At 67.3% G+C, this 25,137-nt stretch carries 22 protein-coding genes; 11 read left to right on the forward strand and 11 right to left on the reverse strand.

What is annotated here, in order from left to right; genetic code table 11:
- Window positions 1–77 precede the first annotated feature (77 nt).
- From VGD28_RS03735 to VGD28_RS03755, 5 genes are read left to right on the forward strand one after another with little or no spacing between them, the layout of a single operon-like run.
- Window positions 78–635 carry a DNA-3-methyladenine glycosylase I gene (locus VGD28_RS03735; RefSeq protein WP_331026981.1) on the forward strand — a complete coding sequence of 186 codons (558 nt, stop codon included), beginning with the start codon at window positions 78–80 and terminating at the stop codon, window positions 633–635.
- Window positions 636–677: 42 nt separating this feature from the next.
- Window positions 678–1,142: an Rrf2 family transcriptional regulator gene (locus VGD28_RS03740; RefSeq protein WP_331026982.1), complete on the forward strand. Its 465-nt coding sequence runs from the start codon at window positions 678–680 to the stop codon at window positions 1,140–1,142.
- Complete coding sequence (locus VGD28_RS03745; RefSeq protein ID WP_331026983.1) at window positions 1,132–1,827, forward strand: class I SAM-dependent methyltransferase; 696 nt, start codon at window positions 1,132–1,134, stop codon at window positions 1,825–1,827. Before VGD28_RS03740 ends, VGD28_RS03745 begins: the two co-directional genes overlap by 11 nt.
- 40 nt (window positions 1,828–1,867) lie before the next feature.
- Window positions 1,868–2,881, forward strand: a complete 1,014-nt coding sequence (locus VGD28_RS03750) for an adenosine deaminase (protein ID WP_331026984.1) — start codon at window positions 1,868–1,870, stop codon at window positions 2,879–2,881.
- A complete protein-coding gene (locus VGD28_RS03755; RefSeq protein ID WP_331026985.1) occupies window positions 2,881–3,399 on the forward strand; it encodes a phosphoribosyltransferase in 519 nt (172 codons plus the stop codon). Before VGD28_RS03750 ends, VGD28_RS03755 begins: the two co-directional genes overlap by 1 nt.
- Here VGD28_RS03755 and VGD28_RS03760 read toward each other — a convergent pair.
- The 6 genes from VGD28_RS03760 to dapA form a co-directional block, all read right to left on the reverse strand.
- Window positions 3,396–3,746 (reverse strand): response regulator, encoded by a 351-nt coding sequence (locus tag VGD28_RS03760; RefSeq protein WP_331026986.1) that lies wholly within the window; start codon window positions 3,744–3,746, stop codon window positions 3,396–3,398. The genes VGD28_RS03755 and VGD28_RS03760 overlap by 4 nt on opposite strands.
- A 40-nt stretch (window positions 3,747–3,786) precedes the next feature.
- Complete coding sequence (locus tag VGD28_RS03765) at window positions 3,787–6,174, reverse strand: response regulator (RefSeq protein ID WP_331026987.1); 2,388 nt, start codon at window positions 6,172–6,174, stop codon at window positions 3,787–3,789.
- Window positions 6,175–6,241: 67 nt separating this feature from the next.
- On the reverse strand, window positions 6,242–8,293 hold the full coding sequence (locus tag VGD28_RS03770; RefSeq protein WP_331026988.1) for a M13 family metallopeptidase: 2,052 nt from the start codon (window positions 8,291–8,293) through the stop codon (window positions 6,242–6,244).
- Window positions 8,294–8,517: 224 nt separating this feature from the next.
- Entirely contained in the window at window positions 8,518–9,027 is a 510-nt protein-coding gene (locus tag VGD28_RS03775; RefSeq protein ID WP_331027052.1) for a DUF2062 domain-containing protein, read from the reverse strand.
- A gap of 43 nt (window positions 9,028–9,070) precedes the next feature.
- Entirely contained in the window at window positions 9,071–9,553 is a 483-nt protein-coding gene (gene smpB / locus VGD28_RS03780; protein WP_331026989.1) for an SsrA-binding protein SmpB, read from the reverse strand.
- A 49-nt stretch (window positions 9,554–9,602) separates the two neighbouring features.
- Window positions 9,603–10,484 carry a 4-hydroxy-tetrahydrodipicolinate synthase gene (dapA, locus tag VGD28_RS03785; RefSeq protein ID WP_331027053.1) on the reverse strand — a complete coding sequence of 294 codons (882 nt, stop codon included), beginning with the start codon at window positions 10,482–10,484 and terminating at the stop codon, window positions 9,603–9,605.
- Between the two features lie 72 nt (window positions 10,485–10,556).
- Between dapA and VGD28_RS03790 the strand changes: the two genes are divergently transcribed.
- The 4 genes from VGD28_RS03790 to VGD28_RS03805 all read left to right on the forward strand — a co-directional run bounded on the left by VGD28_RS03790 (window position 10,557) and on the right by VGD28_RS03805 (window position 15,717).
- Window positions 10,557–12,569: a lytic transglycosylase domain-containing protein gene (locus tag VGD28_RS03790; protein WP_331026990.1), complete on the forward strand. Its 2,013-nt coding sequence runs from the start codon at window positions 10,557–10,559 to the stop codon at window positions 12,567–12,569.
- A complete protein-coding gene (locus VGD28_RS03795; protein WP_331026991.1) occupies window positions 12,566–12,982 on the forward strand; it encodes a GNAT family acetyltransferase in 417 nt (138 codons plus the stop codon). Before VGD28_RS03790 ends, VGD28_RS03795 begins: the two co-directional genes overlap by 4 nt.
- Before the next feature lie 2 nt (window positions 12,983–12,984).
- Window positions 12,985–13,464, forward strand: coding sequence for a transcription elongation factor GreB (gene greB, locus VGD28_RS03800; protein WP_331027054.1), 480 nt, complete (start codon window positions 12,985–12,987; stop codon window positions 13,462–13,464).
- Window positions 13,465–13,572: 108 nt separating this feature from the next.
- Window positions 13,573–15,717, forward strand: coding sequence for a TonB-dependent siderophore receptor (locus VGD28_RS03805; RefSeq protein ID WP_331026992.1), 2,145 nt, complete (start codon window positions 13,573–13,575; stop codon window positions 15,715–15,717).
- 137 nt (window positions 15,718–15,854) lie between these two features.
- Here VGD28_RS03805 and VGD28_RS03810 read toward each other — a convergent pair whose 3' ends face one another.
- From VGD28_RS03810 to aspS, 3 genes are read right to left on the reverse strand one after another with little or no spacing between them, the layout of a single operon-like run.
- The gene (locus tag VGD28_RS03810; RefSeq protein ID WP_331026993.1) at window positions 15,855–16,502 is read right to left on the reverse strand and encodes a DUF2971 domain-containing protein; all 648 of its coding nucleotides are present in this window, start codon (window positions 16,500–16,502) and stop codon (window positions 15,855–15,857) included.
- Window positions 16,503–16,512: 10 nt separating this feature from the next.
- Window positions 16,513–17,904 (reverse strand): L-serine ammonia-lyase, encoded by a 1,392-nt coding sequence (locus VGD28_RS03815; RefSeq protein WP_331026994.1) that lies wholly within the window; start codon window positions 17,902–17,904, stop codon window positions 16,513–16,515.
- Window positions 17,905–17,952: 48 nt separating this feature from the next.
- The gene (gene aspS, locus VGD28_RS03820) at window positions 17,953–19,749 is read right to left on the reverse strand and encodes an aspartate--tRNA ligase (protein WP_331027055.1); all 1,797 of its coding nucleotides are present in this window, start codon (window positions 19,747–19,749) and stop codon (window positions 17,953–17,955) included.
- 88 nt (window positions 19,750–19,837) lie between these two features.
- Here aspS and rnd point away from each other — a divergent pair, with 88 nt between their 5' ends.
- A complete protein-coding gene (gene rnd, locus VGD28_RS03825) occupies window positions 19,838–21,016 on the forward strand; it encodes a ribonuclease D (protein WP_331027056.1) in 1,179 nt (392 codons plus the stop codon).
- Window positions 21,017–21,027: 11 nt separating this feature from the next.
- The gene (locus VGD28_RS03830) at window positions 21,028–21,309 is read left to right on the forward strand and encodes an I78 family peptidase inhibitor (protein ID WP_331026995.1); all 282 of its coding nucleotides are present in this window, start codon (window positions 21,028–21,030) and stop codon (window positions 21,307–21,309) included.
- A gap of 155 nt (window positions 21,310–21,464) precedes the next feature.
- Here VGD28_RS03830 and VGD28_RS03835 read toward each other — a convergent pair whose 3' ends face one another.
- Together VGD28_RS03835 and VGD28_RS03840 are read right to left on the reverse strand one after the other, a co-directional pair.
- Window positions 21,465–22,922: a Ppx/GppA family phosphatase gene (locus tag VGD28_RS03835; RefSeq protein WP_331027057.1), complete on the reverse strand. Its 1,458-nt coding sequence runs from the start codon at window positions 22,920–22,922 to the stop codon at window positions 21,465–21,467.
- A 41-nt stretch (window positions 22,923–22,963) separates the two neighbouring features.
- Entirely contained in the window at window positions 22,964–25,129 is a 2,166-nt protein-coding gene (locus VGD28_RS03840; protein ID WP_331026996.1) for an RNA degradosome polyphosphate kinase, read from the reverse strand.
- Between the last annotated feature and the right edge of the window lie 8 nt (window positions 25,130–25,137).

A 25,137-nucleotide genomic window follows, 5' to 3' on the forward strand; every position in this document is an offset into this window, starting at 1 on the left:
GGATTGCGTATAGCATTTGTTCCAACAGAACAAGAGTGGAACGATCTTTTTTTGTTCTCATCTCATGGAGGGACGCAATGACCGAGCCGAAACGCTGCCGCTGGGCGCAGGGCGATGCACTGATGGCGGCCTATCACGACAGCGAATGGGGCGTTCCCGTCCGCGATTCGCGCCTGTTGTGGGAAATGCTGATGCTCGAGGGATTCCAGGCAGGGCTGTCCTGGTCGATCATCCTCAAGCGCCGCGAAGGGTTTCGCGCCGCCTTCGCCGGGTGGGACCCGCACAAGGTCGCTGCGTTCGGCGCCGCGGATATCGAGCGGCTGATGGCCGATCCGGGCATCATCCGCGCCCGCGCCAAGATCGCGGCGGCGATCGGCAATGCCCGCGCCTATCTCGCCCTCACCGAACGGGGGGAGGATTTCGGCAACTGGGCATGGGATCTTGCTGGAGGCAGGCCGGTCAAGGGCGATGGCGAGACCGTGCCCGCCAGGACCCCGGCCTCCGAGGCGATCTCCAAGGCGCTCAAGGCAAAGGGTTTCAAGTTCGTCGGCCCGGTGATCGTCTATGCGTGGATGCAGGCGGTCGGGATGGTCAACGATCATGCCAGCGACTGCTTTCGGCGCGATCAGGTCTAGCCGCGCTTGACGTGCGGGTTTTCATGTAACATCTAATGTTGCATGATTCGCGACAGCCGCCTTTCCGGGGTTCTCCACCTGCTGCTGCACCTCGCCGAGAGCAAGGAACCGGTGCCATCCGAAACGCTCGCCAGGGCGATGGACACCAACCCCGCGGTGATCCGCCGCACGCTCGCCGGTCTGCGTGAGCGCGGGCATGTGCGGTCGGAGAAAGGCCATGGCGGCGGCTGGACGCTGACCCGCCGCCTCGACGAGATCACCCTGCACGACGTCTATGAGGCGCTGGGCCGCCCTGCCCTGCTCGCGATCGGCAACCGATCGCAGGCGCCGCAATGCCTGGTCGAGCAGGCGGTCAACGCGGCGCTGGACGAGACGTTCGACGCCGCCGAGGCGCTGTTGCTCGAGCGCCTGCGCGGGGTGACGCTTGCCGATCTAGACGCCGATTTCCGCGCCCGCTTCTCCGCGCGCACCACTCCTTGCGAGAAGGACCCTCCCTATGGCCACTGACGGCGCCCAGCAATTCCTCGACAAGTTCGCCGATCCCGAAGCCGTCGCCAACTATGCCGAGAACCCGCCGCGCTACGTGCCCGGCTTTGCCGACCTCCACCGTATGACCGGCATCCTGCTCGCCGAGCATGTGCCGGAAGACGCCCATATCCTGGTGCTGGGCGCGGGCGGCGGGCTGGAGCTCAAGGCGCTCGCCACTGCCTATCCCGGCTGGCGCTTCACCGGGGTCGATCCGGCGGGCGCGATGCTCGACCTTGCCGCGCGCACGCTCGGCCCCGACGCGCACCGCGCCGAGCTGATCACCGGCTATATCGACGACGCCCCGCCCGGCCCGTTCGACGGCGCGGTATGCCTGCTCACGCTTCACTTCCTCGGCGCGGAGGAGCGCACCCGCACCGCGGCGGCGATCCGCGATCGCCTCAGGCCGGGCGCGCCGTTCGTCGCGGCGCATGGCAGCTATCCGCAGGATGCGGCCCGGGACCGGTGGCTCGATCGCTATGCCGCCTTCGCCATCGCCTCGGGCGCGGTGCCCGATCAGGCCCATGGCGCGCGCGATGCGGTGAGCAAGGCGGTCAACATGCTTTCGCCCGAGCAGGATGAGGCGGTGCTGCGCGCTGCGGGATTCCGCGACGTGACGCCCTTCTACGCCGCCTTCACCTGGCGCGGCTGGGTGGGCTACGCCTGACGCTTGCCCTGCGGCTGCGTTCGCGCGATCCTGCGCGGCCATGGACGATCTCTCAGCCTTCATCGCCGGTCTGCCCAAGGCCGAGCTGCACCTGCATATCGAGGGCAGCCTGGAGCCCGAGCTGATGTTCGCGCTGGCGAAACGGAACAAGGTCGCGATCCCGTTCGACAGCGTCGAGGCGGTGCGTGCGGCGTACAGCTTCAGCCGGCTCCAGGACTTCCTCGACATCTACTATGCCGGGGCCGATGTGCTGCGCACCGAGCAGGATTTCTACGACCTGGCCGATGCCTATTTCGCGCGGGCGGCCGCGGACGGGGTGGTGCATGCGGAAATCTTCTTCGATCCCCAGACGCATACCGATCGCGGGATCCCGTTCCAGGTGGTTGCGGACGGGCTGCTCGCTGCGATGCGCGATGCGGAGGGGCGGCACGGCCTGAGCTCCAAGCTGATCCTCTGCTTCCTGCGCCATCTCGATGAGGACGCGGCGTTCGCCACGCTCAAGGCGGCCGACCCGTGGCTCGACCGGATCGAGGGCGTCGGCCTCGATTCATCGGAAGTCGGCCACCCGCCCGAGAAGTTCGAGCGCGTCTTTGCCGCCGCCCGCGATCTTGGCCTCAAGCGTGTCGCACATGCCGGGGAGGAAGGGCCGCCGGACTATGTGTGGCAGGCGCTCGATCTGCTGAAGATCGACCGGCTCGACCATGGCAATCGCAGCCTGGAGGATCCGGCGCTGGTAAGGCGGCTGGCTAACGAGGGGATGACGCTCACCGTCTGTCCGCTCTCCAACCACAAATTGTGCGTGGTGGACGATATGGCGAACCATCCGCTCGACCGGATGCTTGCGCACGGCCTCAATGCGACCGTCAACTCGGATGACCCGGCCTATTTCGGCGGCTATGTCGCCGATAATTATCGCGCCGTCGCCGCCGCGCGCGGGCTGGGCAAGGCGCAGCTGGCGACGCTGGCGCGCAACAGCTTCACCGGATCGTTCCTGAGCGAGGATGCGAAGGCCGCGCACCTCGCCCGGCTCGACGCCTTCGTGGCGGCGAACTGATGCCGGTCTTCACGCCCGTATCGCACGAGCAGCTCGTCGCCGACGTGCTCGCCATCGCCGCGGCGATCCACGCCGACCCCGACTGGCGCCCCGACTTCATCATCGGCATCGGCCGCGGCGGGCTCGCGCCGGCGGTGTATCTCAGCCACGCCACCGGCATGCCGATGCTGTCGGTCGATCACAGCTCGCAGGTCCATGATTTCGCCGACGCTCCGCTCGAACGCCTTGCCGCGCGCACGCGCGCGGGCGAGAAGCTGCTGTTCCTCGACGACATCAACGACAGCGGCGCGACGATCGCCAGGCTGCGCGCCAAGCTCGCCGAAGCCGGCGCGACGCCCGGTGCGATCCGCTTCGCGACGCTGCTCGACAATGCGACGTCGAGCCAGCGCGTCGAATATGCCGCACGCGCGATCGACCGCACGGTGATCAAGGACTGGTTCGTCTTTCCCTGGGAAGCGGTCGCGCCTGCCGCCTCGATCGCCGCCGATGCGGCGGAGATGCCCGACCGGATCGCCTAGAGGCCGGAAAGCGCCTGCTCGATCGCGTCCATCGTGAAGGGCTTGGCGAGCACCGGCCGGTGCTTGTGCCCGTCCGCGATCATGTCGTCCCCGCCCCCGGTCGCGACCACGAAAGGTACTCCGGCTGCGGCCAGCGCGTCGGCCACCGGCCAGCATTTCTCGCCGCCGTTCAGGTTGACGTCGACGATCGCCGCGTCGATCCCGCCCGCCGCCACCAGCGGCAGTGCGGTCGAGACGCTGTCGGCGACGCCCGCGACCTGCCTGCCGAGGATATCCAGGAAATCCTCGAGCATCATCGCGATCAGCGGCTCGTCCTCGACGACAAGGATGCGTTGGCGTGCGCTCATTGTTGCCGGATTGCCGGAAAAATCACTTTTCGCCAAGTACTTATTTCGCGGTCAGCGCGGCGCGCGCAGCTTCTGCAAGCTGTTGCACCGAAAAGGGTTTGGGCAGGAAGGCGACATTGTCGAGGTCGATCGACTTGCGCAGCTGCTCCTCGGCATAGCCCGACATGAAGATGATCTTGAGGTCAGGGTAGCGTTTGCGCGCATGGCGGACCATCGTCGGGCCGTCCATCGTCGGCATCACCACGTCGGAGATCAGCAGGTCGGGCTTGGCGCTGGTCTGGAGCAGCTCCAGCGCCGCCTCGCCATTCTCGGCGGTCAGCACGGTATAGCCCTGCCGCGCCAACGCGCGTTCGGCGACGGCGCGGACCATCGCCTCGTCCTCGACCAGCAGCACGGTGCCGGTGCCCCACAGATCGCCCTGCACCGGCTTGGCGGCCGGCGCCTTGGCCGCGGCGTCGCCCGCGGCATCGACGGGGAGGTAGATGGTGAACACCGCCCCCTTGCCCTTGGGGCTTTCGGCGAAGATGAATCCCCCCGACTGCTTGATGATGCCATAGACGGTCGACAGGCCGAGCCCGGTGCCCTTCCCCACTTCCTTGGTGGTGAAGAACGGCTCCCAGATATGCGCCAGCACCTCGCCCGGGATGCCGGTTCCGGTGTCCGAGATGCGCAACGCGGTATAGTCGCCGACGGGGAGGACGTCCTCGTCCATCGCCCGAACTTCGTGCGCGGGAACGCTGAAGGTCTCGATCGTCAGCGTGCCCCCGCCGCTCGGGTTCTTCGCCAGCATCGCGTCGCGCGCGTTGACGGCGAGGTTGACCACCACCTGCTCGAGCTGCCCCGGATCGGCGCGCACCGGGCCGAGGTTGCGGCCGTGGTTGACCACCAGCTCGACCGTCTCGCCGAGCAGGCGCTTGAGCAGGTTCGACACCTCCGAGATCACGTCGGGCAGCTGCAGCACCTGCGGGCGCAGCGTCTGCTGGCGCGAGAAGGCGAGCAGCTGGCGGGTGAGCGCGGCGGCGCGGTTGGAGTTGATCAGGATCTGCTGGATGTCGTCATAGTCGCTGTCGCCCGGCGCGTGGCGCATCAGCATCAGGTCGCAATGGCCGATCACCGCGGTGAGGATGTTGTTGAAGTCGTGCGCGACGCCGCCGGCGAGCTGGCCCACAGCCTGCATCTTGGTCGCCTGCGCCACCTGGCGCTTGAGCCGCCCCTCCTCGCCCGCGTCGCGCAGGCTGAGCAGCACCGCTGCCTCGCCCAGGCCCCGCGCTGCGGCGATCGAGATCGCCACGCCCTCGTCGGGCGCTTCGGCAAAACGCACGGTCATGTCCATCGAATGCGCCGCGCCGCTCGCGAAGCGGCGGATCGCGTCGGCCAGCGCGGCCTTGTCCTCGCGCACCACCAGGTCGCCCGGATAGAGCGGCGGGTTGGCCTGGTTGACGTGCGCGGCGCGGACGAAGGCGTCGTTCATGTGCACGAAGCGCCCGTCCCCGCCGACCAGCGCGATGCCAGAGGGCAGCAGCGAGATGAGCGAGCGGACATGCGCGCCGGCGGTGTCGCCGATCGCCGGCTGCGGGATCGCCAGCTCGTCGTCGAGCAGCGCCACCAGCATCGGCGCATTGTCGCCGTCGAGGAACGGGATCTCCAGCACGCGCAGCGGCGTGCCCGACAGGCCCTCGCGCTCGAAACGGACGATGCCCAGATTGTCGGTGATCAGGAAGCGGGTGAAGTCGCGCCCCTCGATCATCGCATTCTCGTCGCCCATCGCGCGCTGGCGCACCACGCGGTTCGCGGCGCGCACGCGTCCGTCGGCGCCCAGCAAGGTCATCATGATCCCGGCACTGCCCAGCCGGTCGCCCGCCGCCCCGGCGACCAGTGCCTGCGCCTGCTTGGCCAGATCGACGACGTCGGTGCCGGCAAAACGCCACACCAGCATCGAATCGCCCACGCGCGTGATATGCGCCGTCAGCTTGGTGCCCGCCGCGTCGAACGCGCCGCTCGATGCCTGCCCGTCGCGCCACGCCGTGCGGCCTGCGGTGCCGAGCTGCGCCGCGATCCATTCGCCCGGAACCACGCTCGGCGGCGCGGGATAGGTCGGGAAGAACGCACCGAACCGCTCGTTGGCGCAGACCAGGCGCCCCGCGCGGTCGGTCACTGCGAGCGCATCGTTGCTCATCGAGGCGAGCGTGTGCGCGACCGACCAGTCGACGACCGGCTCCTCTTCCCTCGCGGCGGGCCACAGCCGCAGAGCAAGGTACACTATGCCCGCGATCGCGAGCGCCGCGGCGAGGAAGCCCGCCGCGACCAACGCCGAGCTGGTCAGGAACAGCACGATTCCCGCCGCCGCTGCCCCGGCCGCGATCGCAATGATCAGCGGCGCGGCGGCGGAGCGGGGGTCATCGGCGAGGGGAGCGGGACGCGAGGCCATCGCTTCCTTTTCCCCTACCCCGCGCTCCGGTCAAGCGTTCAGCGCCAGCCGGAGCGGCGGGCGCCGATCACCAGATGCGGACGCGCTTCGCCGGGGCCAGGTAGAGCTTCTGCCCATCCTTCGCGCCGAACGCGGCGTACCAGGGATCGAGGTTGCGCACGACCCAAGCGCGCTGGATCGACGGGCTGTGCGGATCGGTCAGCAGCCGCGCACGCAAATTGGCCTCGCGATAGTTGCGCCGCCAGATCTGCGCCCAGCCGAGGTAGAAGCGCTGGTCGGCGGTGAAGCCGTCGATCACCGGCGGCTTCCTGCCCTTCAGCGAATGCTGATAGGCGTCATAGGCGATGGTGAGGCCGGCAAGGTCGCCGATATTCTCGCCCAGCGTGAATTCGCCCTTCACATGCTCGCCAGGCAGCGCCTCATAGGCGTCATACTGCGCGACCAGCGCCTTGCTCGCAGCCTCGAACGCCTTGGTGTCCTCGGGCGTCCACCACTCGCTCAGCGCGCCCTTCTCGTCATATTTCGCGCCCTGATCGTCGAAGTGATGGCTGATCTCGTGGCCGATCACCGCGCCGATCCCGCCATAGTTCACCGCCGGATCGGCCTTGGGATCGAAGAAGGGCGGCTGCAGGATCGCGGCGGGGAACACCACCTCCATCATGCCGAAATTGGCATAGGCGTTGATCGTCTGGGGCAGCATCCCCCATTCCCATTTGCGCACCGGCCCGCCCAGCTTGTCGATCATGTACTGGAAGTCGAACTGGTTGGAGCGCACCGCGTTGCCGAACAGGTCGTCGGCCTTGACCTCGAGGCCCGAATAGTCGCGCCAGCGGTCGGGATAGCCGACCTTCACGGTGAAGTTCTTGAGCTTCGCCTTGGCGCGCGCCTTGGTCTTGGGCTGCATCCATTCGAGCGAGTCGATCCGCCGGCCCATCGCATCGAGCACGTTGGCAACCAGCTTGTTCATCTCCGCCTTGTACTCGGCCGGGAAGTAGCGCGCGGCGTAGATCTTGCCGACTTCCTCACCCAGCGCGCCCTCGGTGAAGCTCACCGCGCGCTTCCAGCGCTCCTCGCGCTGCGGCGTGCCCTGCAGCGTGGTGCCGTAAAAAGCGAAATTCTCGTTCGCCACCGAATCGGGCAGATAGTTGGCGAGCCCGCCCAGGCTGCGCAGCAGCATCTGGTCCTTGAGCACCGCGAGCGGCGCCTTGTCTAGAATGTCGGCGGTGCCCTTCACCGCGCTCGGCTGGCCGATCAGCACCTCGCCGATCTTCGGGCTGATCGCCTTGAGCACCGCCGGCATGTCGAGCGTCGGGCTCGAGAATTGCGCGGTCTGCGCCAGCGTGAACTTGTTGTAGCCCTTGACCGCGTCCGATGCATCCTCGCGCGTCCACTGGACCTTGGCGATCTGCGTCTCCAGATCCATCACCGCCTTGGCGCGCGCCTCGGCATTGTCCTCTCCCGCCAGCGTCAGCATCCTGGCGAGGTGCGCCACGTAAGCCGTGCGGATCGCCGCCATCTTGGGATTGTCGAGCAGGTACATGTCGCGGTCGGGCAGCCCGGTCCCACCCTGGTAGATGGTGAAGATGTAGGTCTCGGGCTTCTTGTCGTCCTGCCCGACATAGCCGCCGAACGGGCCGCTGATGCCCATCTTCGCCGCCTCGACCACCAGCGCCGAATAGCCGGCCTTGCTGTCCAGCGCCTTGACCTTGCCCAGCCACGGCTGGATCGGGGCCAGCCCCTTCGCCTCGACCGCGGACGTGTTCAGATAGCTGGTATAGGCGCGGCCGATCGCGCTGCTCGCGTCGCCCTTCACCGCTTCGAGGATCTCGCGCACGCGCTGCTTCGACAGATCGTCGAGCACGGTGAACATGCCGTAATTGGACTTGTCGGCAGGGATCGGCGTGCCCTTCGCCCATGCGCCGTTGGCGAAGGTGTAGAAATCGTCGCCGGGCGCGACGGTCTTGTCCATGCCCTTCTCGTCGAAGCCGAAGCTGCCGAGCTGCGGCCGCGAGCCGGTTTCGGCCGCCGGGCTTGCAGCCTCGCTCGCGGAAAGCGCGGTCGCGGCGCCGGCGATCGCGGTGCCGGCCAGAAGGATGGAGGTAACGAGGAGACGCATCATGCACCTATGGACAGGAGTCGGGATGCGCGTGTCTTACGCCGATGATACGCCCGATCAAGTCTCGCGTGTTACCGGGCTGCAGCGTCGACTATCAATCCTCCCCCGCCAGGGGGAGGTGGCGCCGAAGGCGACGGAGGGGGAGGAAACGATGCGTCCCGCCGTCCTCCCCCTCCGTCAGGCTGCGCCTGACACCTCCCCCTGGCGGGGGAGGATCCGGGGAGAACTTATCGCGCCGCGCGTTCCTTCTTCCGCTTGCGCCACTTGTTCGCGATCCACAGCCGCCAGCCCACCGCGCTGATCACATAGCCCAGGATCGAGGAGATGATGGTGATCGTCACCAGCCCGGTGATCAGGGCCGGTCCCGCCTCGGACCACAGCCAGTTGAGCCAGCTGTCGTTGGCGACGTGAGTGGCGATCGGCTGCCCCGGAACGGTCGCGTCGAAATGCAGGATCTTGCGCCCGATCCAATAGGCGAAGGCCCAGAGCGGCGGCGTGGTGAAGGGGTTGGTCAGGAAGGTCGTCAGCGACGCGACCGGGATGTTGGCGCGGAACGGCAACGCGAGCAGCGCTGAGAAGAAGATCTGCGCGACCGGGATCATGATCCCCGTCACCATCCCCAGCGCGACGCCGCGCGGAACGGAACGGCGGGTGAAGCGCCACAGCTCCGGCGCCAGCACGCGATGCGCCACGGGGCGCAGGAAGCGGTTCGCTTCCAGGCTCTCGCGGGTCGGCATGTTGCGGTCCGCCCATGCCCGTACCCGGTCCCAGAAGGTCCGCTTAGCCACGGTCGCGGAGGAGCCTTCCCTGTTCACGCTTCCAGTCCCGCTCCTTGATCGACTCGCGCTTGTCGTGAGTTTTCTTGCCCTTCGCCAGCGCCAGCTCCACCTTCGCGCGACCGCGCGAGTTGAAGTAGATCGACAGCGGCACCAGGGTCATCCCCTCGCGCGCTACCGCGCCGTGCAGCTTCTCTATCTGCCGCAGATGAAGGAGCAATTTACGGGGACGCTTCGGCTCGTGGTTGAAGCGGTTGCCATGGCTGAATTCGGGGATGTTGGCGTTGACCAGCCACGCCTGCTCGCCGCGGATCTCGGCATAGCTCTCCGCGATCGATCCCTCGCCGAAGCGCAGCGCCTTCACCTCGGTGCCCTGAAGCGCGATGCCGGCTTCATAGGTATCCTCGATGAAATACTCGAACCGCGCCTTGCGGTTCTCGGCGACGATCTTCTTCTTGTCGAATTCGGTGGGACGCGGGCGGGCCATAAGGAGGGGCGATGTAGGCCCGCTGACGGAAAAGGGAAAGCCGCCAGCGTCAGATAATCCCCGCCGCCTTCATCGCCGCGTCCACCGCCGCCTTGCTCGCCTCGCTCGGCTCGACCATCGGTAGCCGCAGTTCGGCCGAAATCTCGGGCCGCAGCTTGTTCACGGCGTACTTGACCGGCCCCGGCGAGGCGTCGGTGAACAGCGCCAGGTGCAACGCGAACAGCCGGTCGTGCAGCGCGAGCGCCAGCGCGGTGTCGCCTTCGGCCCACGCCGCCTGGAACTGCGCGCACAGCTTCGGCGCGACGTTGGCCGCGACCGAGATGCACCCCACCCCGCCCATCGCGTTGAACGCAAGCGCGGTCTCATCATTGCCCGAAAGCTGCGTAAAGCCTGCCCGCAGCGCGGCGCGATGCTTCGAGACGCGCGCTAGATCGCCGGTGGCGTCCTTGATCGCGACGAACTTGCCCGGGAAGGCCTGCACGATGCGGATCACCGTCTCGGGCTGGATGTCGGTCACCGTGCGGCCCGGCACGTTGTAGAGGATGATCGGCAGCTCGCATTCGGCGGCGACCGCCTCGAAATGACGGAAGATGCCTTCCTGGCTCGGGCGATTGTAATAGGGCGGCACCATCAGCACCGCATCGGCGCCGGCTTCCTTCGCGGCCTTGACGTTGCCGATCGCGACGCGCGTGTCGTTGGAGCCCGTGCCCGCGATTACCGGCACGCGGCCGCGCACCTGGTCGGCACACACGCGCACCACCTCGAAATGCTCGTCCTTGGTCAGCGTCGCCGCCTCGCCCGTGGTGCCGACCGGCACCAACGCCGACGAGCCTTCGGCGATCTGCCATTCGACGAAGTCGCGGAACACGTCCTCGGCGAAGTCGCCGTTGCGGAAAGGGGTGATCAGGGCGGGGATCGAACCGGTGAACATATGCGCCAAAAAGCCCCAATCTTCCGAAATTTCGGGGTGGCCAATAGGCTTCGTGTGCGTATCATGTCCAGCATGCTTGCCTCTTTGTTCAGGAGCGGGCTTCTGCTCGCCGGCGTATCGGGTGTCGCGGTCTCTTCCCAGGTCGTGCAGGATGGCTTCGAGCGCGCGGGGGCTCAGCTTGCCGCGCTGACCACCTCTTCCCAGAGTTTTGCCCCGCCCGTCAGCTCCGGGCTTCAGTATAATCTCGACCAGTGGAAGCGGCTGCAGCAGTCGGACCGCTGGCCGTTCACCGATTACGCCAATTTCCTGCTCGCGCATCCCGGCTGGCCGGGCGAGACGAGCCGCCGCGCGGCGGCCGAGACCTCGCTGACCTCCGGCGCCGAGGCGCCGTCGCTGGTCGTCCGCTTCTTCGAGCGCTTCCCGCCCGCAACCGCGGCCGGCCGTATCCGCTATGCCGAGGCGCTCGCGGCCTCTGGCCGCCGTGCCGAGGCGAACGAGCAGGCCCGTCGTGCCTGGCGCAGCGGCGCGCTCCGTCCGACCGATGAGAGCGCGGTGCTGTCGGGCTTCCCCGGCGCGCTGACCGCGGCGGATCACGATGCGCGGATGGACGCGCTGTTGTGGCAGGACGCCCGCGCCGCCGCCGCACGGCAGATCGCCTATACCTCGCCCCAGAACCGTCCGCTGTTCGATGCCCGGCTCGCGATGCAGAGCAACTGGCCCGACGCGCAGGCCAGGGCGGCCTCGGCCGAGGCACTCGGCGCGCGCGATCCCGGCTTCATCGCCGACCGCGCCATGTGGTTCCGCAACAACGGCGCCAGCGGGTCGGCGCGCTCGCTCCTCGCCCGCCCGCGCAGCCTCGCCACGCTGCCGGGCAATGTCGAGGAATGGTACGAGGTCCTGCTCGTCAACGCCCGCGCCGCGGAAAGCGACGGCCAGTACAGCCTGGCTTATTCCATCGCATCCCAGGTCGACGATGCGCTCCCGCCTGGCGCCGATGTCGCCGCGATGGGTCTTGGCATTCGCGACGACTATACCAGCCTGGTCTGGCTCGCCGGCACCGTGGCGATGCAGAAGCTGCGCCGCCCGGCCGATGCGGTGATGATGTTCGACCGCTATTCGCGCGGCAGCCGCACGCCCACGACTCAGTCCAAGGGACTCTACTGGGCCGGCCGCGCCGCCGAGGCCGCCGGGCAGCAGGCCGCGGCGCAGGGCTATTACGAGCGCGCCGCCGCCTTTTCGGATCTCTATTACGGCCAGCTCGCCGCCGAGCGGATGAGCCGTGCGCTCAAGGCGCCGCCAGCGTTCGACGGCACCCGCGCCTCCTCCGCCGCGCGCACCGCCTTCTACAATCGCGAGGTGGTTCAGGCCGCGCGGCTGCTCGGCACGCTCGGCCGCTGGCAGGACCAGAGCCTGTTCCTGCGCCAGATCGCCGCCGACGCGACCAGCGCCGAGGACCATGTCCTCGCCACCGAACTCTCGCGCAGCATCGGCCGTCCCGATCTGGGCGTGATGGTCGGCCGCAGCGCGCTGCTCAACGGCCTCAGCGACTATACCGTCGCGGGCTACCCCTCGGTGCGTGTGCCTCCGGGGCAGGAAAGCTATTTCACGATCATCCACGCCATCGCGCGGCAGGAAAGCCAGTTCGACAAGCAGGCGGTGAGCCATGCCGGCGCGCGCGGGCTGATGCAGCTGATGCCGGGCACCGCGCGCGAGACCGCCGGCAAGCTCGGCCTTGGCTACAATATGTCCTCGCTGACCGCGGACACCGATTACAATATCCGCCTGGGCTCGAGTTATTTCCAGCGGATGCTGAGCTATTATGGCGGCAACTACCCGCTCGCGGTCGCCGCCTACAATGCCGGGCCGGGCAATGTGAACAAGTGGCTCCGCGCCAATGGCGACCCGCGCACCGGCAGCATCGAGATGGTCGATTGGGTCGAGGCGATCCCGATCTACGAGACCAAGAACTACGTCCAGCGCGTGCTCGAGAATGCCGTGGTCTACGACCTGCTGCATCCCAACTATGCCCGCTCGCGCGGCCCTGCGCATCTCAGCTGGTATCTCGGCAAGAGCCGCCCCGGTTGATCGAGGTCGTGTCGTACGACGAGACGCAGTTCGCGGAGGTGGATGCGCTGTGGCGCGCCGTCTTCCCCGAAGACCCGCCGCACAGCCACGCCCCGGTCGCGATCCCGCAGAAGCTCGCCGTCCAGCGCGATCTGTTCCTCGTCGCGGTCGAGGGCGGGCGGGTGCTCGGCACGATCCTCGCCGGCTATGACGGGCATCGGGGCTGGCTCTACAAGCTCGCGGTGCACCCCAATGCCCGCCGTTGCGGGATCGGCACCAGGCTGGTGCGCGCCGCCGAGAAGAAACTCGCCACAAGGGGCTGCACCAAGCTCAACCTCCAGGTCCGCGCCGGCAATGACGAAGCCGCGCGTTTCTGGGCGCTGATGGGCTATGCGCAGGAGCCGCGCATCTCTATGGGCCGCAGCCTCGCATGAGCATGGATCGTCCCAACTACATCACCCCTGCGGGCTATTCGGCGCTCAAGGCCGAGTATGACGCGCTGTTCGGCGGCGAGCGCCCGAAGCTGGTCGAGACGATCGCCTGGGCGGCCGGGAACGGTGACCGTTCGGAGAATGGCGATTACATCTACGGCCGTAAGCGCCTGCGCGAGATCGACCGGCGGCTGGGCTGGCTGTCGAAGCGGATGAAGGCGGCCAAGGTGATCGATCCGGCCCGGCAGGAGGACCGCAGCCGCATCTGGTTCGGTGCCACCGTCACCATCGCCGACGAGGACGACAATCACCGCACCCTCACCTTCGTCGGCGATGACGAGGCGGACGCGGGCAAGGGTCTGGTCGGCTGGAACGCCCCGCTTGCCCGCGCGCTGCGCGGTGCCGCCACTGGCGACCTGCGCCGCGTGATGCTCCCGTCGGGAGAGAGGGAATATGAGGTGATGGAGATCAGCTACCCCGGCTGACTCGCCTCAATTAATATTGACTCGCAATAGCTGACATGCTCAGGGCGTGCGCAACGCGCTGCCCGCCCCTGTCCGGCGATCTTCGCAGCCAAGTACAGGGGGTTTTCCATGAAGACGACTTGCCGCTTGCTGGCCACTGCCGCCCTGGTGCTGACCGTGCCCGCGGCCGCGCTCGCGGGACAGGAGCAGACTGCGGCGGACGAGAAGCAGAAGTCCGAGGAGATCGTCGTCTATGGCCGCGGCGAGCAGAAGAACACGCTCGCTACCGGCCTTGACCTCTCCCCGCGCCAGACGCCCCAGTCGATCAGCATCATCACCCGCGAGCAGCTCGAGGATCAGGCCGCGATCAATGTCGGCGATGCGCTCGCCTACACCACCGGCATCTCGGTCAAAGCGGTGGACCGCGGCCGCAACACGCTCGCGGCGCGCGGCTTCGATATCACCAACTACCAGCTCGACGGCGCCCCCTTCGTCACCGGCAATATCGGGCTTGAGAAAAACAGCAGCGCGATCTTCGAGCGGATCGAGGTGATCCGTGGTGCCAACGGCCTTCTGCAGGGCGCCGGTGAGCCTTCGGCGACGATCAACCTCGTGCGCAAGCATGCCGTTTCGAGCGCACTGACCGGCACGCTCGACCTGGAGGGCGGATCGTGGAACCGCTTCGCCGTGACCGGCGACATCACCGTGCCGCTCACTTCGGACGGTTCGGTGCGCGGGCGCCTCGTCGCGCAATATGCCAGGCAGGATTCGTTCGTCGATATCGAGAAGTCGAAGACCTGGCTCGTCTATGGCGTGATCGACGCCGATCTCGGCACCAACACCCGCCTCAGCATTGGCGCGAGCTACCAGCGCGACGACCGCGACGGCACGCTATGGGGCCAGCTGCCCTATTGGTACAGCGATGGATCGCGCACGAACTGGCAGCGCTCCAAGACCACCGGCGCGGGCTGGAATCTGTGGGATACGGTCGAGAAGACCGCCTTCCTCACGGTCGAGCAGCGGCTCGGCAACAGCTGGTCGCTGCGCGCCGACGTCAGCTATCATGAGCAGTTCGAGGAATCGAAACTGCTCTGGACCGGCGGCTATCCCGACCGCGTCACCGGAATCGGCATGACCGCCGAGGGCTACTGGTACGAATCGCGGCCCAAGCAGTGGAATGCCAGCCTCTCCACCCGCGGCAATTTCGGCCTGCTGGGCCGCGAGCACGAGCTGATCGTCGGCGCCAATTACCGCCATCTTACCGGCGGCTGGACCAATCGTGATCCCGATCCCGCCACCGTGGCACCAATCGGCGATTTCAACCAGTGGGACGGCGCTGCCTATCCCGAGCCCGAATGGGGCGACCGCTATCGCATGAGCGGCTTCGGCACGACGGAGCAATATGCCCTCTACGCCGCCACCCGGCTCCAGCTGCTTGATCCGCTCAAGCTGATCGCGGGCGCGCGCGTCAGCTGGTGGGAACGCAACGAGGAGGTGGCACTCTATACCCCCGCTGCCTACACCATCCGCCACGAGGGTCGTGTCACGCCCTATGCAGGCCTCGTGTTCGACGTGACCGGCAACCTCTCCGCCTATGCGAGCTACACCAGCATCTTCAATCCGCAGGACGCCAGGGACCGCGACGGCGATTATCTGCCCCCGGTCGTCGGCAACAGCTATGAGGCAGGCCTAAAGGGCGAGTGGCTGAACGGCCGCCTGCGCGCCTCGGCCGCGATCTTCCGTATTGAGCAGGACAATTTCGCGGTGGTCGACGAAGGGTTCTTCATCCCCGGCACCACCAACCCGGCGATGCGCCCGGCGCGGGGCACGGTCTCGGAAGGCTATGAGGCCGAACTGGCCGGCGAAGTGATCGAAGGCTGGGACCTCAGCCTCGGCTGGAGCGCGTTCCGTGCCAAGGACGCCAATGGCGATCAGGTGCAGGCGCATCACCCGCGCCGCATCCTGCGCATGGCTACCCGTTACGACTTCCGCGGCATGCTCGACGGCTTCAGCCTCGGCGGGTCGCTGCGCTGGGAGAGCGAGCCGCCCAAGACCGGGGTCAACCCGGCGACCAATGTCCGCGAGAATGTCGGTCAGCCCGCCTATCTGCTGGTCAACGCGATGGCGCGCTACAAGCTGAACGACAATGTCTCGCTGCAGCTCAACGTCAACAATCTGTTCGACAAAAGCTACTTCAACAACAATCTCTGGTTCGCCGGCTATGTCTATGGCGAACCCCGGAATGTTCGTGCCACGCTGCGCTTCCAGTTCTGATCGTTCCCTATCCTCGAGGTGGCGCCGCAGGCGACGGAGGGGCGGACTCCCCAACGGATGTGGTGCAATCCTCCCCCTCCGTCATGCTTCGCATGCCACCTCCCCCTGGCGGGGGAGGATTATGAAGCCGTAGCCGTTTACGCCGCCCCAGCGATCTTCTTCCCCGCCGCCTTCCACCGATCGCTGTTGGTGAGCGCCGAAGCCTCGATCTTGAGCCTGCCGCAGCCCGGCAGCCCGCGGATGATCGCGCGCAGATTGTCCGCGAGCACGGGCGGCATCCACGGGTTGAGCACCAGCCGGGTGATCGAGCCAAGATCGATCGCGATCGGAAGCGTCAGCCTGGGCTCCTCGGCACAGGTCGCGACGATCCGCCATTCGCGCTCGTCGCTATAGCCTTCCCGCTTCACGAACGGCAGGCGACGGGCCTCGTGCGGCGTCAGCGCTTCCAGGTCGCGCACGCGCAGATAATCGACCGGACCGGCGATCACGCCATGCCCACGCACCGCGGCTTCCAGCGCGGCCTTCTCGAACTCGATGCACACGCCCTCCATCCCCTGGGTGAACACCCGCCAGTGATGATAGGTCTCGCTCGCCATCGCGCAGCACAGCGCCAGCACTGACTTCGCCCCGGCCTGCGCGCGATACAGCTCCATGAATTCGACATCGTTGGTGTCGTCCCACTTGGCCGGGCTCAGCAGCACCAGCCGCTGGTGCACCAGCGTGTCGCGCGCGCTCGACAGCGTGGTGTAGCGACGCACGAACTTGTCGAGGGTGCGAGTCGCCATCGCGGCGATTTCAGCACGCCACCACGTTGACCGCCAACCCGCCCTGCGCGGTTTCCTTGTATTTCGACCGCATATCCTCGCCGGTCTGGCGCATCGTCTCGATCACGGCGTCGAGGCTGACGACATGGCTGCCGTCGCCGTGCATCGCCAGATATGCCGCGTTGATCGCCTTGATCGCGCCCATCGTGTTGCGCTCGATGCACGGGATCTGGACAAGGCCCCCGATCGGGTCGCAGGTGAGGCCGAGATTATGCTCCATGCCGATCTCGGCGGCATTCTCGATCTGCGCATTGGTCGCGCCCAGCGCCGCCGCGAGGCCTGCCGCAGCCATCGAGCAGGCGACGCCGACCTCGCCCTGGCAGCCCATCTCGGCAGCGGAGATCGATGCGCGCTTCTTGTAGAGGAAGCCAATCGCCGCCGCGGTGAGGAGGAAGGTGCGCGCTCCAGCCGGCGTGGGCGAGGCGCAGAAGGTCTCGTAATAGCGCAGCACCGCCGGGATCACGCCCGCTGCGCCATTGGTCGGCGCGGTGACGACGCGGCCGCCCGCGGCGTTCTCCTCGTTCACCGCCAGCGCCCACAAGCTCACCCAGTCGAACACCAGCGAGGGGTCCGCGCGAGGCCCACGCGCCACTAGCCGCTGATGCAGATCCCGCGCGCGCCGCTTGACCTTGAGCCCGCCGGGCAGCTCCCCCTCACCGCGCATCCCGCGTTCGATGCACGCCGACATCGCCGCGCGCAGCGAATCGAGAAAGGCGTCGGTCTCGGCATCGTCGCGCCACGCGGCCTCGTTGGCGCGGACGATGTCGGCGATCGACACGCCCTTCTCCTCCGCCACCGCGAGCAGCTCGGCGCCCGAGGAGAAGTTCATCGGCAGCGTCACGTTCGACCGCGGCGCCTCGCACCCGCCCTCGACCACCGCGCCGCCGCCGATCGAGTACCAGAAGGTCTCGTACGGCTCGCCGTCGGGATAGTGCGCGACGAAGCGCATGCCGTTGGGGTGCGCGGGCAGGAAGCGGTCCGAACGGAAGATCAGGTGCGTGCCTTCGACGAACGGTACCGGCACCTGCCCGCCCAGCGACAGGCGCTGCTCCGACTGGATCGTCGCGACGATGCTCGCCACCGCATCGGGATCGACGCTCTCCGGCTGATGCCCGGCCAGGCCCAGGATCACGGCGGTATCGGTGCCGTGGCCCTTGCCGGTGAGCGCCAGCGACCCGAACAGCTCGCACGACACCGACACCGGGATGCCGCGATCCATCGCCGCTTCGGAGAATGCGTACGCCGCACGCATCGGGCCGACGGTGTGCGAACTCGACGGGCCGATGCCGATGGTGAACAGGTCGGCGAGGCCGATCGTCGCTTCCACGCGCTGCCGCGCCGCCATTCCCGATCCGTCGAGCATCAAGTCCCTCCAATAGGCAGCGGTGATCCGCCTGCCCTTGTGGGAACCTTATTCCGCGGGTGCGACGCCCGGCGCAAGCCGGATGTGCAGCTCCTTGAGCTGCTTGTCGCTGACGAAGGACGGCGCCTGCATCATCAGGTCCTCGGCCTTCTGGTTCATCGGGAAGACGATCACCTCGCGGATGTTGGGCTGATCGGCCAGCAGCATCACGATGCGGTCGACGCCCGGCGCCGATCCGCCATGCGGCGGCGCGCCGTACTTGAACGCGTTGATCATGCCCGCGAAGTTGGTGTCCACCTCCTGCTGGCTGTACCCGGCGATCTCGAACGCCTTGTACATGATCTCCGGACGATGGTTCCGGATCGCGCCCGACGACAGCTCGATGCCGTTGCAGACGATGTCATACTGCCAGGCGAGGATGTCGAGCGGGTCCTTGGTCTCCAGCGCCTCGAGCTCGCCCTGCGGCATGCTGAACGGGTTGTGGCTGAAGTCGATCTTCTTCGCGTCTTCGTCATACTCGAACATCGGGAAGTCGACGATCCAGCAGAATTCGAACCGGCTCTTGTCGATCAGCCCCAGCTGCTCGCCGACGCGGGTGCGCGCGAGACCGGCGAGCTTCGCCGCCTGCGCTTCCCTGCCCGCGGCGAAGAACACGCCGTCGTCCGGCCCAAGCCCCAGCGCCTCGGCCAGCTCGCGCATGCCGACTTCGCCATGGTTCTTGGCGATCGGCCCGCCGAACTCGCCGCCCTTGCGCGTCGCATAGCCCAGGCCCGCAAAGCCCTCGCTCTGCGCCCAGGCATTCATGTCGTCGAAGAATTTGCGGCTCTGGCCCGCGGTGCCCGGCGCGGGAATCGCGCGCACCACATCGCCCGCTTCGACGATCGAGGCGAAACGCCCGAAGCCCGAGCCCTCGAAATGCTTGCTCACATCCGAAATCAGGATCGGGTTCCTGAGGTCCGGCTTGTCATTGCCGTATTTCAGCATCGATTCCCGGTACGGGATGCGCTTGAACGGCAGCGGGCTGACCGTGCGCCCCTTGCCCTGCCAGTCGGCGAACTCCTCGAACACGCCGTGCAGCACAGGCTCGATCGCCGCGAACACGTCATCCTGGGTGACGTAGCTCATCTCGAAATCGAGCTGGTAGAACTCGCCCGGGCTACGGTCGGCACGCGCATCCTCGTCGCGGAAGCAGGGCGCGATCTGGAAATAGCGGTCGAAGCCCGCGACCATCAGCAGCTGCTTGAACATCTGCGGCGCCTGCGGGAGCGCGTAGAACTTGCCCGGATGCACGCGGCTCGGCACCAGATAGTCGCGCGCGCCCTCGGGCGACGACGCGGTCAGGATCGGCGTCTGGAACTCGGTGAAGCCCTGATCGATCATCCGCTTGCGCAAGCTCGCGATGACGTGGCTGCGCAGCATGATGTTGGCGTGCAGCTGGTCCCGGCGCAGGTCGAGGAAGCGGTTCCGCAGGCGGATTTCCTCGGGATAGTCGCTGTCGCCGAACACCGGCATCGGCAGTTCCTGCGCCGCCGACTGCACCGTCACGCCCTTGGCGAACACCTCGATCTCGCCGGTCGCAAGGTTCGGGTTCACGGTCCCTTCGCCACGCGCCTTCACGACGCCATCGATCGTCACGACCGATTCGACGCGCAGCCCTTCCAGCACGGCAAGCGCCGGCGAATCACTGTCCGCGACGATCTGCGTCACCCCATAATGATCGCGCAGGTCGACGAACAGCACGCCGCCATGGTCGCGCTTGCGGTGGATCCAGCCCGAAAGGCGGACGGTCTCACCGACCTGCGCGGCGGTCAGCTGGCCGCAAGTGTGCGAACGATAGGCGTGCATGGCAACTTTCAACATCTTTGTGAAAGTGGCGCGCTTCCCCTCCACACAGCCCTTTGTCAACCCGCTCGCGCGCGTCTATGGGCCTGCGATGCACATTCACGGCCTGATCGAAGACTCGGCAAGTCTCGCCAATCTCTGCACCCGCCTCGCGCAGCAACCGTTCATCACGGTCGATACCGAGTTCATGCGGGAGAACACCTTCTGGCCCGAGCTCTGCCTCATCCAGATCGCCGACACCAACGAGGCCGCAGCGATCGACCCCATGGCCGACGGGCTGGACCTCTCCCCCCTGCTCGACCTGCTCGTCAACAATGAGGACGTGCTCAAGGTCTTCCATGCCGGCGGGCAGGATATCGAGATCGTCTACAACCTCACCGGCAAGACCCCGCACCCGCTGTTCGACACCCAGGTCGCGGCGATGGCGCTCGGCCAGGGCGAGCAGATCGGCTATTCCAACCTCGTCGAGACCTATCTCGGCATCACCGTCGACAAGGGCGCGCGCTTCACCGACTGGTCGCGCCGTCCGCTCGACAAGCGCCAGATCGACTATGCCATCGCCGACGTGACCCACCTGTCCGAAATCTTCCCCAAGATGCTGGAGAAGCTGCGCAAGACCGGTCGCGGCGGCTGGCTCGACGAGGAAATGGAGCGGATCGCCGATCCGGAAAATTACCGTAACGACCCCGACAAGGCGTGGCAGCGCATCCGCATCTCCAGCCGCAAGGCCGAGGTGCTGGGACGTTTGAAGGCGCTTGCGGCGTGGCGCGAGAAGGAAGCGCAGGGCAAGAACCTGCCCCGCGGCCGCATCGTCAAGGACGAGACGATCGCAGACCTCGCCGCCAACCCGCCGCGCAAGCAAAGCGACCTCACCCGCGTGCGCGGCCTTTCCGCCTCCTGGGGAGGCAACGATATCGGCGGGCGGCTGATGGCGGCGCTCGAGAACGCAACTGCGATGCCCGCCTCCGAAATGCCCGCGCGCGACGACCGCAAGCTTCCGCTTGGCAAGGAAGGCGCGCTGGTCGCCGACCTGCTCAAGCTCCTGCTCAAGATCCGCGCGCGCGACATCAACGTCGCCGCGCGCCTGCTCGCGCGCTCGGACGATCTCGAGGCGCTCGCCGCGGGCCAGCGCGACAATCTCTCCATCCTCGAAGGCTGGCGCTTCGAGCAGTTCGGGCGCGACGCGCTTGCGCTGGTCGAGGGGCGGTTGGGGTTCACGGTGCGAAATGGTAAGCTCAAAATGACTCGCACCGAACAGCCTCAAGAGTAGGAGAAGACGCCATGATCCGCTTCGCCGTTCTGCTGTTGCCTGCCGGCCTGATGGCCTGCGCCTCCTATCCCACGCCGATGCCCGGACCGATCCGGTGCAATGCCGGCGCGGTGCAGGGCTTTGTCGGACGCGAGGCCAGGCCCGGAATCATCCAGCGCGCCAAGCGCCGCGCCGGTGCCCGCGACGTCCGCGTGACCCGTCCCGGCCAGCCGGTGACGATGGATTTCCGCTCGGACCGGCTGAACATCGAAGTCGATCACCGGAACAATATCCGTAGCGTGCGCTGCGGCTGATCGCGAGCGGCGGTAGCTTTTAATCCTCCCCCGCCAGGGGGAGGTGGCGCGCGAAGCGCGACGGAGGGGGAGGAACCCCAGCGCGCGTACTGGCATCCGCCCCCTCCGTCAGCTTTCGCCGACACCTCCCCCTGGCGGGGGAGGATTACGGGCCTTTACACTTCCACCGCCGCGGTCAACCCCAGCGCCCCGGCGAGCGCCCGGTGGCGCTTCTCGACCGCCTCGCCGTACAGCGCCGCATCGTCGCTCTCCAGCGTCAGCACCAGCTCGTCCCTGGTTGCGGTAAGCGAGGACCGGCGTAGCGGCCCCGCAACGCCGCCGCTCAGCCGCTGACCAAGCCGCATCGCCAGTCCCCACAGCTTGGCATGCTCCAGATCGTCGAGGCCGGCGAGCTGCCCGATCGGCGGCGGCGATTCGAACCCGCCGCCCAATGAGGTGAACAGCGCCTGCGCCAGCAGCGCCCGCCCACGCGCATCGATCCCCACCCAATTGCCGTGCAGCGCGATCTCCAGCCCGCGCTCGGCGCGGAACTCGGGGTTGGCCCGCCAGCCGACATCGGCCAGCAGGCACGCCGCATGCCGCAGCCGCGCCAGATCGGCATCGTCGTCGAACAATGGGGCAATCCACGCGTCGAGCAAGTCGCCATGCTCGGGGAAGCGCCCGGACCGCTGCGCCTCGTCGCGCGCGGCGACGATCAGCGGATCCTCCTGGCGTTGCTCGACCGTCAGGCCACCGTAGAGCAGGCCCTCGCGCAGCCCGAAGGCCGACGCCACCGTCTCGCGGCTGCCCAGATGCTTGATCAGCACGCCCAGCAGCGCGGCCGCGTCCTCCATCGTCGCGATGCGGCCCGAGGAGAGGTTCGGCACCGCACGGATCTTGCCCTTGCCCAGCTGCTGGATCGTGCGCTGGAGCCGCGTCACCGTCGCCGCGGGCATCGCATATTCGTGGATCACCGGCAGCGGATAGCCAGTCAGATGCATGTCGAGCCGTGCCAGCGCGCGCCACGATCCGCCGACGAGATAGAAGGGCAACCCTGCGCCCCGCCCGGTCCAGCCCGCTTCCGCCAGCAGCATCGCCACCGTCCGGTCGAGCGTCCCCTTCCCCTTCTCGCGGATCGCGCCGATTCGCAGCACGCCGAGCGGGAAGGAGACGCGGTCGGTCACCGTACCCGCAACCACCCGCACCAATTCCAGCGAGCCGCCGCCCAGATCGCCGACGATGCCGTCCGCCTCCGGAATCCCTGACAATACGCCATAGCCCGCCGCCAGCGCCTCCGCCTCGCCCGAGAGCAATTCGACCTCGAGCCCAAGAGATTGCGCGATCGCGATCAGCTGGCCGCCGTTCGACGCCTCGCGCACCGCGGCGGTGGCGACGGTGCGAATCGAATCGACCTCCATCTCACGCGCGAGGCTCGCGAAACGGGCGAGCGCGGTGGTCGCCATGGTCAGCGCCGCCTCGTCGATCGCCCCGGTCTCGGTCAGCGAGCGGCCAAGGCCCGCCATCACCTTCTCGTTGAACAGCGTCGCGGGCAGCCGCGCCGCGCCGTCATAGACGACGAGGCGGATCGAGTTGGAGCCGATATCGATGATCGCAGTGCGGTGCGCGGATGGCATCGGCTCGGCGCGGGGCTTGCGGAACAGAAGCGTGGTCACGCTCACCCGCTACGCTCCGCGCGCCAGCGGCGCAACGACAGCTTGGGCACCGCCTCGCTCGTCTCCAGCGCCGCGCCGCGGCCCGACAGCGACGGGTTGGTCATGAAATAGCGGTGCAGGTTGAACGGCTTGGGACCGGGATCTTCGCGAACATAACGCCCATCGCCTTCCAGCTCCCAGCTCTGCTCGGTGTCGATCAGGTTCGCGACCATCACCTGGTCCAGCACCTGATCATGCACCGTGGGGTTCAGGATCGGAAGCATGAACTCCACGCGCCGGTCGAAGTTGCGCGGCATCCAGTCGGCGGACGAAATGAACAGCTTCGCCCCGTCATTGGGCAGCGCCTTGCCGTTGCCGAACGCCCAGATGCGGCTGTGCTCCAGGAAGCGCCCGACCACCGACTTGACGGTGATGTTCTCCGACATCCCCGCGATCCCCGGCCGCAGGCAACAGATGCCGCGGATCACCAGATCGACCTCGACCCCGGCGTTGCTCGCTTCGTAGAGCTTCTCGATCATCGCCGGGTCGACCAGCGAGTTCATCTTGGCCCACACCGCCGCCGGCTTGCCCGCCAGCGCATTGGCGATCTCGCCGTCCACAAGGTTCATCAGCCGGTCGCGCAAATGCCGCGGCGAGACCGTCAGCAGTTCCAGATCCTCCGGCTCGACATAGCCGGTCACGTAATTGAAGATCTTCGCCGCATCGCGCCCGATCCGCGGATCGGCGGTGAAGAAGCTGAGGTCGGTATAGATTCGCGCGGTTACCGGGTGATAATTGCCCGTGCCGAAATGGCAGTAGGTGCGGAACTCGTCGCCCTCGCGCCGCACCACCATCGAAACCTTGGCGTGGGTCTTCCAGGTGGTGAAGCCATAGATCACCTGCACGCCCGCACGCTCCAGCGCCGAGGCCCAGAGCAAATTCTGCTCCTCGTCGAACCGCGCCTTCAATTCGACCACCGCGGTGACCGACTTGCCCGCCTCGGCGGCCGCGATCAGCGCCTGGATCACCGCCGATTGCTTGCCCGCGCGGTACAGCGTCTGCTTGATCGCGACCACGTCGGGGTCGCTCGCCGCCTGCTTGAGGAAGGCGAGCACCACGTCGAACGTCTCGTACGGGTGATGGACGACGATGTCCTTGGCCTTGATCGCCGCGAAGCAGTCGCCGCCAAACTCGCGGATGCGCTCGGGAAAGCGCGGCGCATAGGGCGGGAATTTGAGGTCGGGCCGGTCCTCCTCGACGATCATCGACAGGTCGCCGACGCCCAGGAAGCCGCCGGTCTCGGTCAGCAGCGCCTCGCTCCCGCCCAGCTCCTCCAGCAGCACAGCCTCGAGGGCGGGATCGATGCCTTCCTCCATCTCGAGCCGGATGACGCGTCCGCGCCGCCGCCGCTTGATCGCGGTGCGGAAATAGAGGACCAGATCCTCGGCCTCCTCCTCCAGCTCGATATCGCTGTCGCGCAGCACCCGGAAGGTCGCCGACTTCTTGACGTCATACCCCGGGAAAAGCAGTGAAGAGAAACGCTTAAGCAGCGTTTCCACCGGGACGTATGAAGCGCGCTCGCCCGGCACGCGCACGAAGCGTGGGCTCGCCGGGGGCAGCAGCACCAGTTCCTGGATCGGCTCGCCGTCGGTCTGGCGGACGAGGTCGAAGATCACGCTCAGCCCCTTGTTGGGGATGAACGGGAACGGGTGCGCAGGATCGAGCGCCTGCGGGGTCAGGATCGGGAAGATCTGCAGCCGGAAGTGATTCTCGATCCACTCGGCGACCTCGCCGACGATCGCGTCGGCATCGAGCACCTCGATCCCGCGATCGCCCAGCTCGCCGCGGATGTCGTTCCACACCGCCTGCTGGCTGTCGACCAGATCGCCGGCATCCTCGACGATCGCGGCGAGCTGCTGCGCCGGCGTGCGCCCGTCCGCCGAATGCGCTTCCACCTCCTGCATCTGCTGGCCCTTGAGGCCGGCGACACGAACCATGAAGAATTCGTCGAGGTTCGAGCCCGAGATGGAAAGGAAGCGCAACCGCTCGAGCAGCGGGTGCGCCGTGTTGGTCGCCTCCTCCATCACCCGCCGGTTGAAGGCCAGCCAGCTCAGCTCGCGGTTGAAGTAACGTGCACCGGCCTCGCTCGGCACCTCGTCTTCTGCCTTCAGTTGCGCGCGGCTGGACATGCTTCCTC

It is taken from the genome of Sphingomonas sp. (assembly GCF_036402235.1).
Taxonomy (GTDB): Bacteria; Pseudomonadota; Alphaproteobacteria; order Sphingomonadales; family Sphingomonadaceae; genus Sphingomonas.

Excerpts from the sequence above, each read along its gene's own strand:
- VGD28_RS03735 (WP_331026981.1), top strand. The coding sequence starts at position 78 with ATGACCGAGCCGAAACGCTGCCGCTGGGCGCAGGGCGATGCACTGATG.
- VGD28_RS03740 (WP_331026982.1), top strand. The coding sequence starts at position 678 with ATGATTCGCGACAGCCGCCTTTCCGGGGTTCTCCACCTGCTGCTGCAC.
- VGD28_RS03745 (WP_331026983.1), top strand. The coding sequence starts at position 1,132 with ATGGCCACTGACGGCGCCCAGCAATTCCTCGACAAGTTCGCCGATCCC.
- VGD28_RS03750 (WP_331026984.1), top strand. The coding sequence starts at position 1,868 with ATGGACGATCTCTCAGCCTTCATCGCCGGTCTGCCCAAGGCCGAGCTG.
- VGD28_RS03755 (WP_331026985.1), top strand. The coding sequence starts at position 2,881 with ATGCCGGTCTTCACGCCCGTATCGCACGAGCAGCTCGTCGCCGACGTG.
- VGD28_RS03760 (WP_331026986.1), bottom strand. The coding sequence starts at position 3,746 with ATGAGCGCACGCCAACGCATCCTTGTCGTCGAGGACGAGCCGCTGATC.
- VGD28_RS03765 (WP_331026987.1), bottom strand. The coding sequence starts at position 6,174 with ATGGCCTCGCGTCCCGCTCCCCTCGCCGATGACCCCCGCTCCGCCGCC.
- VGD28_RS03770 (WP_331026988.1), bottom strand. The coding sequence starts at position 8,293 with ATGATGCGTCTCCTCGTTACCTCCATCCTTCTGGCCGGCACCGCGATC.
- VGD28_RS03775 (WP_331027052.1), bottom strand. The coding sequence starts at position 9,027 with ATGCCGACCCGCGAGAGCCTGGAAGCGAACCGCTTCCTGCGCCCCGTG.
- smpB (WP_331026989.1), bottom strand. The coding sequence starts at position 9,553 with ATGGCCCGCCCGCGTCCCACCGAATTCGACAAGAAGAAGATCGTCGCC.
- dapA (WP_331027053.1), bottom strand. The coding sequence starts at position 10,484 with ATGTTCACCGGTTCGATCCCCGCCCTGATCACCCCTTTCCGCAACGGC.
- VGD28_RS03790 (WP_331026990.1), top strand. The coding sequence starts at position 10,557 with ATGCTTGCCTCTTTGTTCAGGAGCGGGCTTCTGCTCGCCGGCGTATCG.
- greB (WP_331027054.1), top strand. The coding sequence starts at position 12,985 with ATGGATCGTCCCAACTACATCACCCCTGCGGGCTATTCGGCGCTCAAG.
- VGD28_RS03805 (WP_331026992.1), top strand. The coding sequence starts at position 13,573 with ATGAAGACGACTTGCCGCTTGCTGGCCACTGCCGCCCTGGTGCTGACC.
- VGD28_RS03810 (WP_331026993.1), bottom strand. The coding sequence starts at position 16,502 with ATGGCGACTCGCACCCTCGACAAGTTCGTGCGTCGCTACACCACGCTG.
- VGD28_RS03815 (WP_331026994.1), bottom strand. The coding sequence starts at position 17,904 with ATGCTCGACGGATCGGGAATGGCGGCGCGGCAGCGCGTGGAAGCGACG.
- aspS (WP_331027055.1), bottom strand. The coding sequence starts at position 19,749 with ATGCACGCCTATCGTTCGCACACTTGCGGCCAGCTGACCGCCGCGCAG.
- rnd (WP_331027056.1), top strand. The coding sequence starts at position 19,838 with ATGCACATTCACGGCCTGATCGAAGACTCGGCAAGTCTCGCCAATCTC.
- VGD28_RS03830 (WP_331026995.1), top strand. The coding sequence starts at position 21,028 with ATGATCCGCTTCGCCGTTCTGCTGTTGCCTGCCGGCCTGATGGCCTGC.
- VGD28_RS03835 (WP_331027057.1), bottom strand. The coding sequence starts at position 22,922 with ATGCCATCCGCGCACCGCACTGCGATCATCGATATCGGCTCCAACTCG.
- VGD28_RS03840 (WP_331026996.1), bottom strand. The coding sequence starts at position 25,129 with ATGTCCAGCCGCGCGCAACTGAAGGCAGAAGACGAGGTGCCGAGCGAG.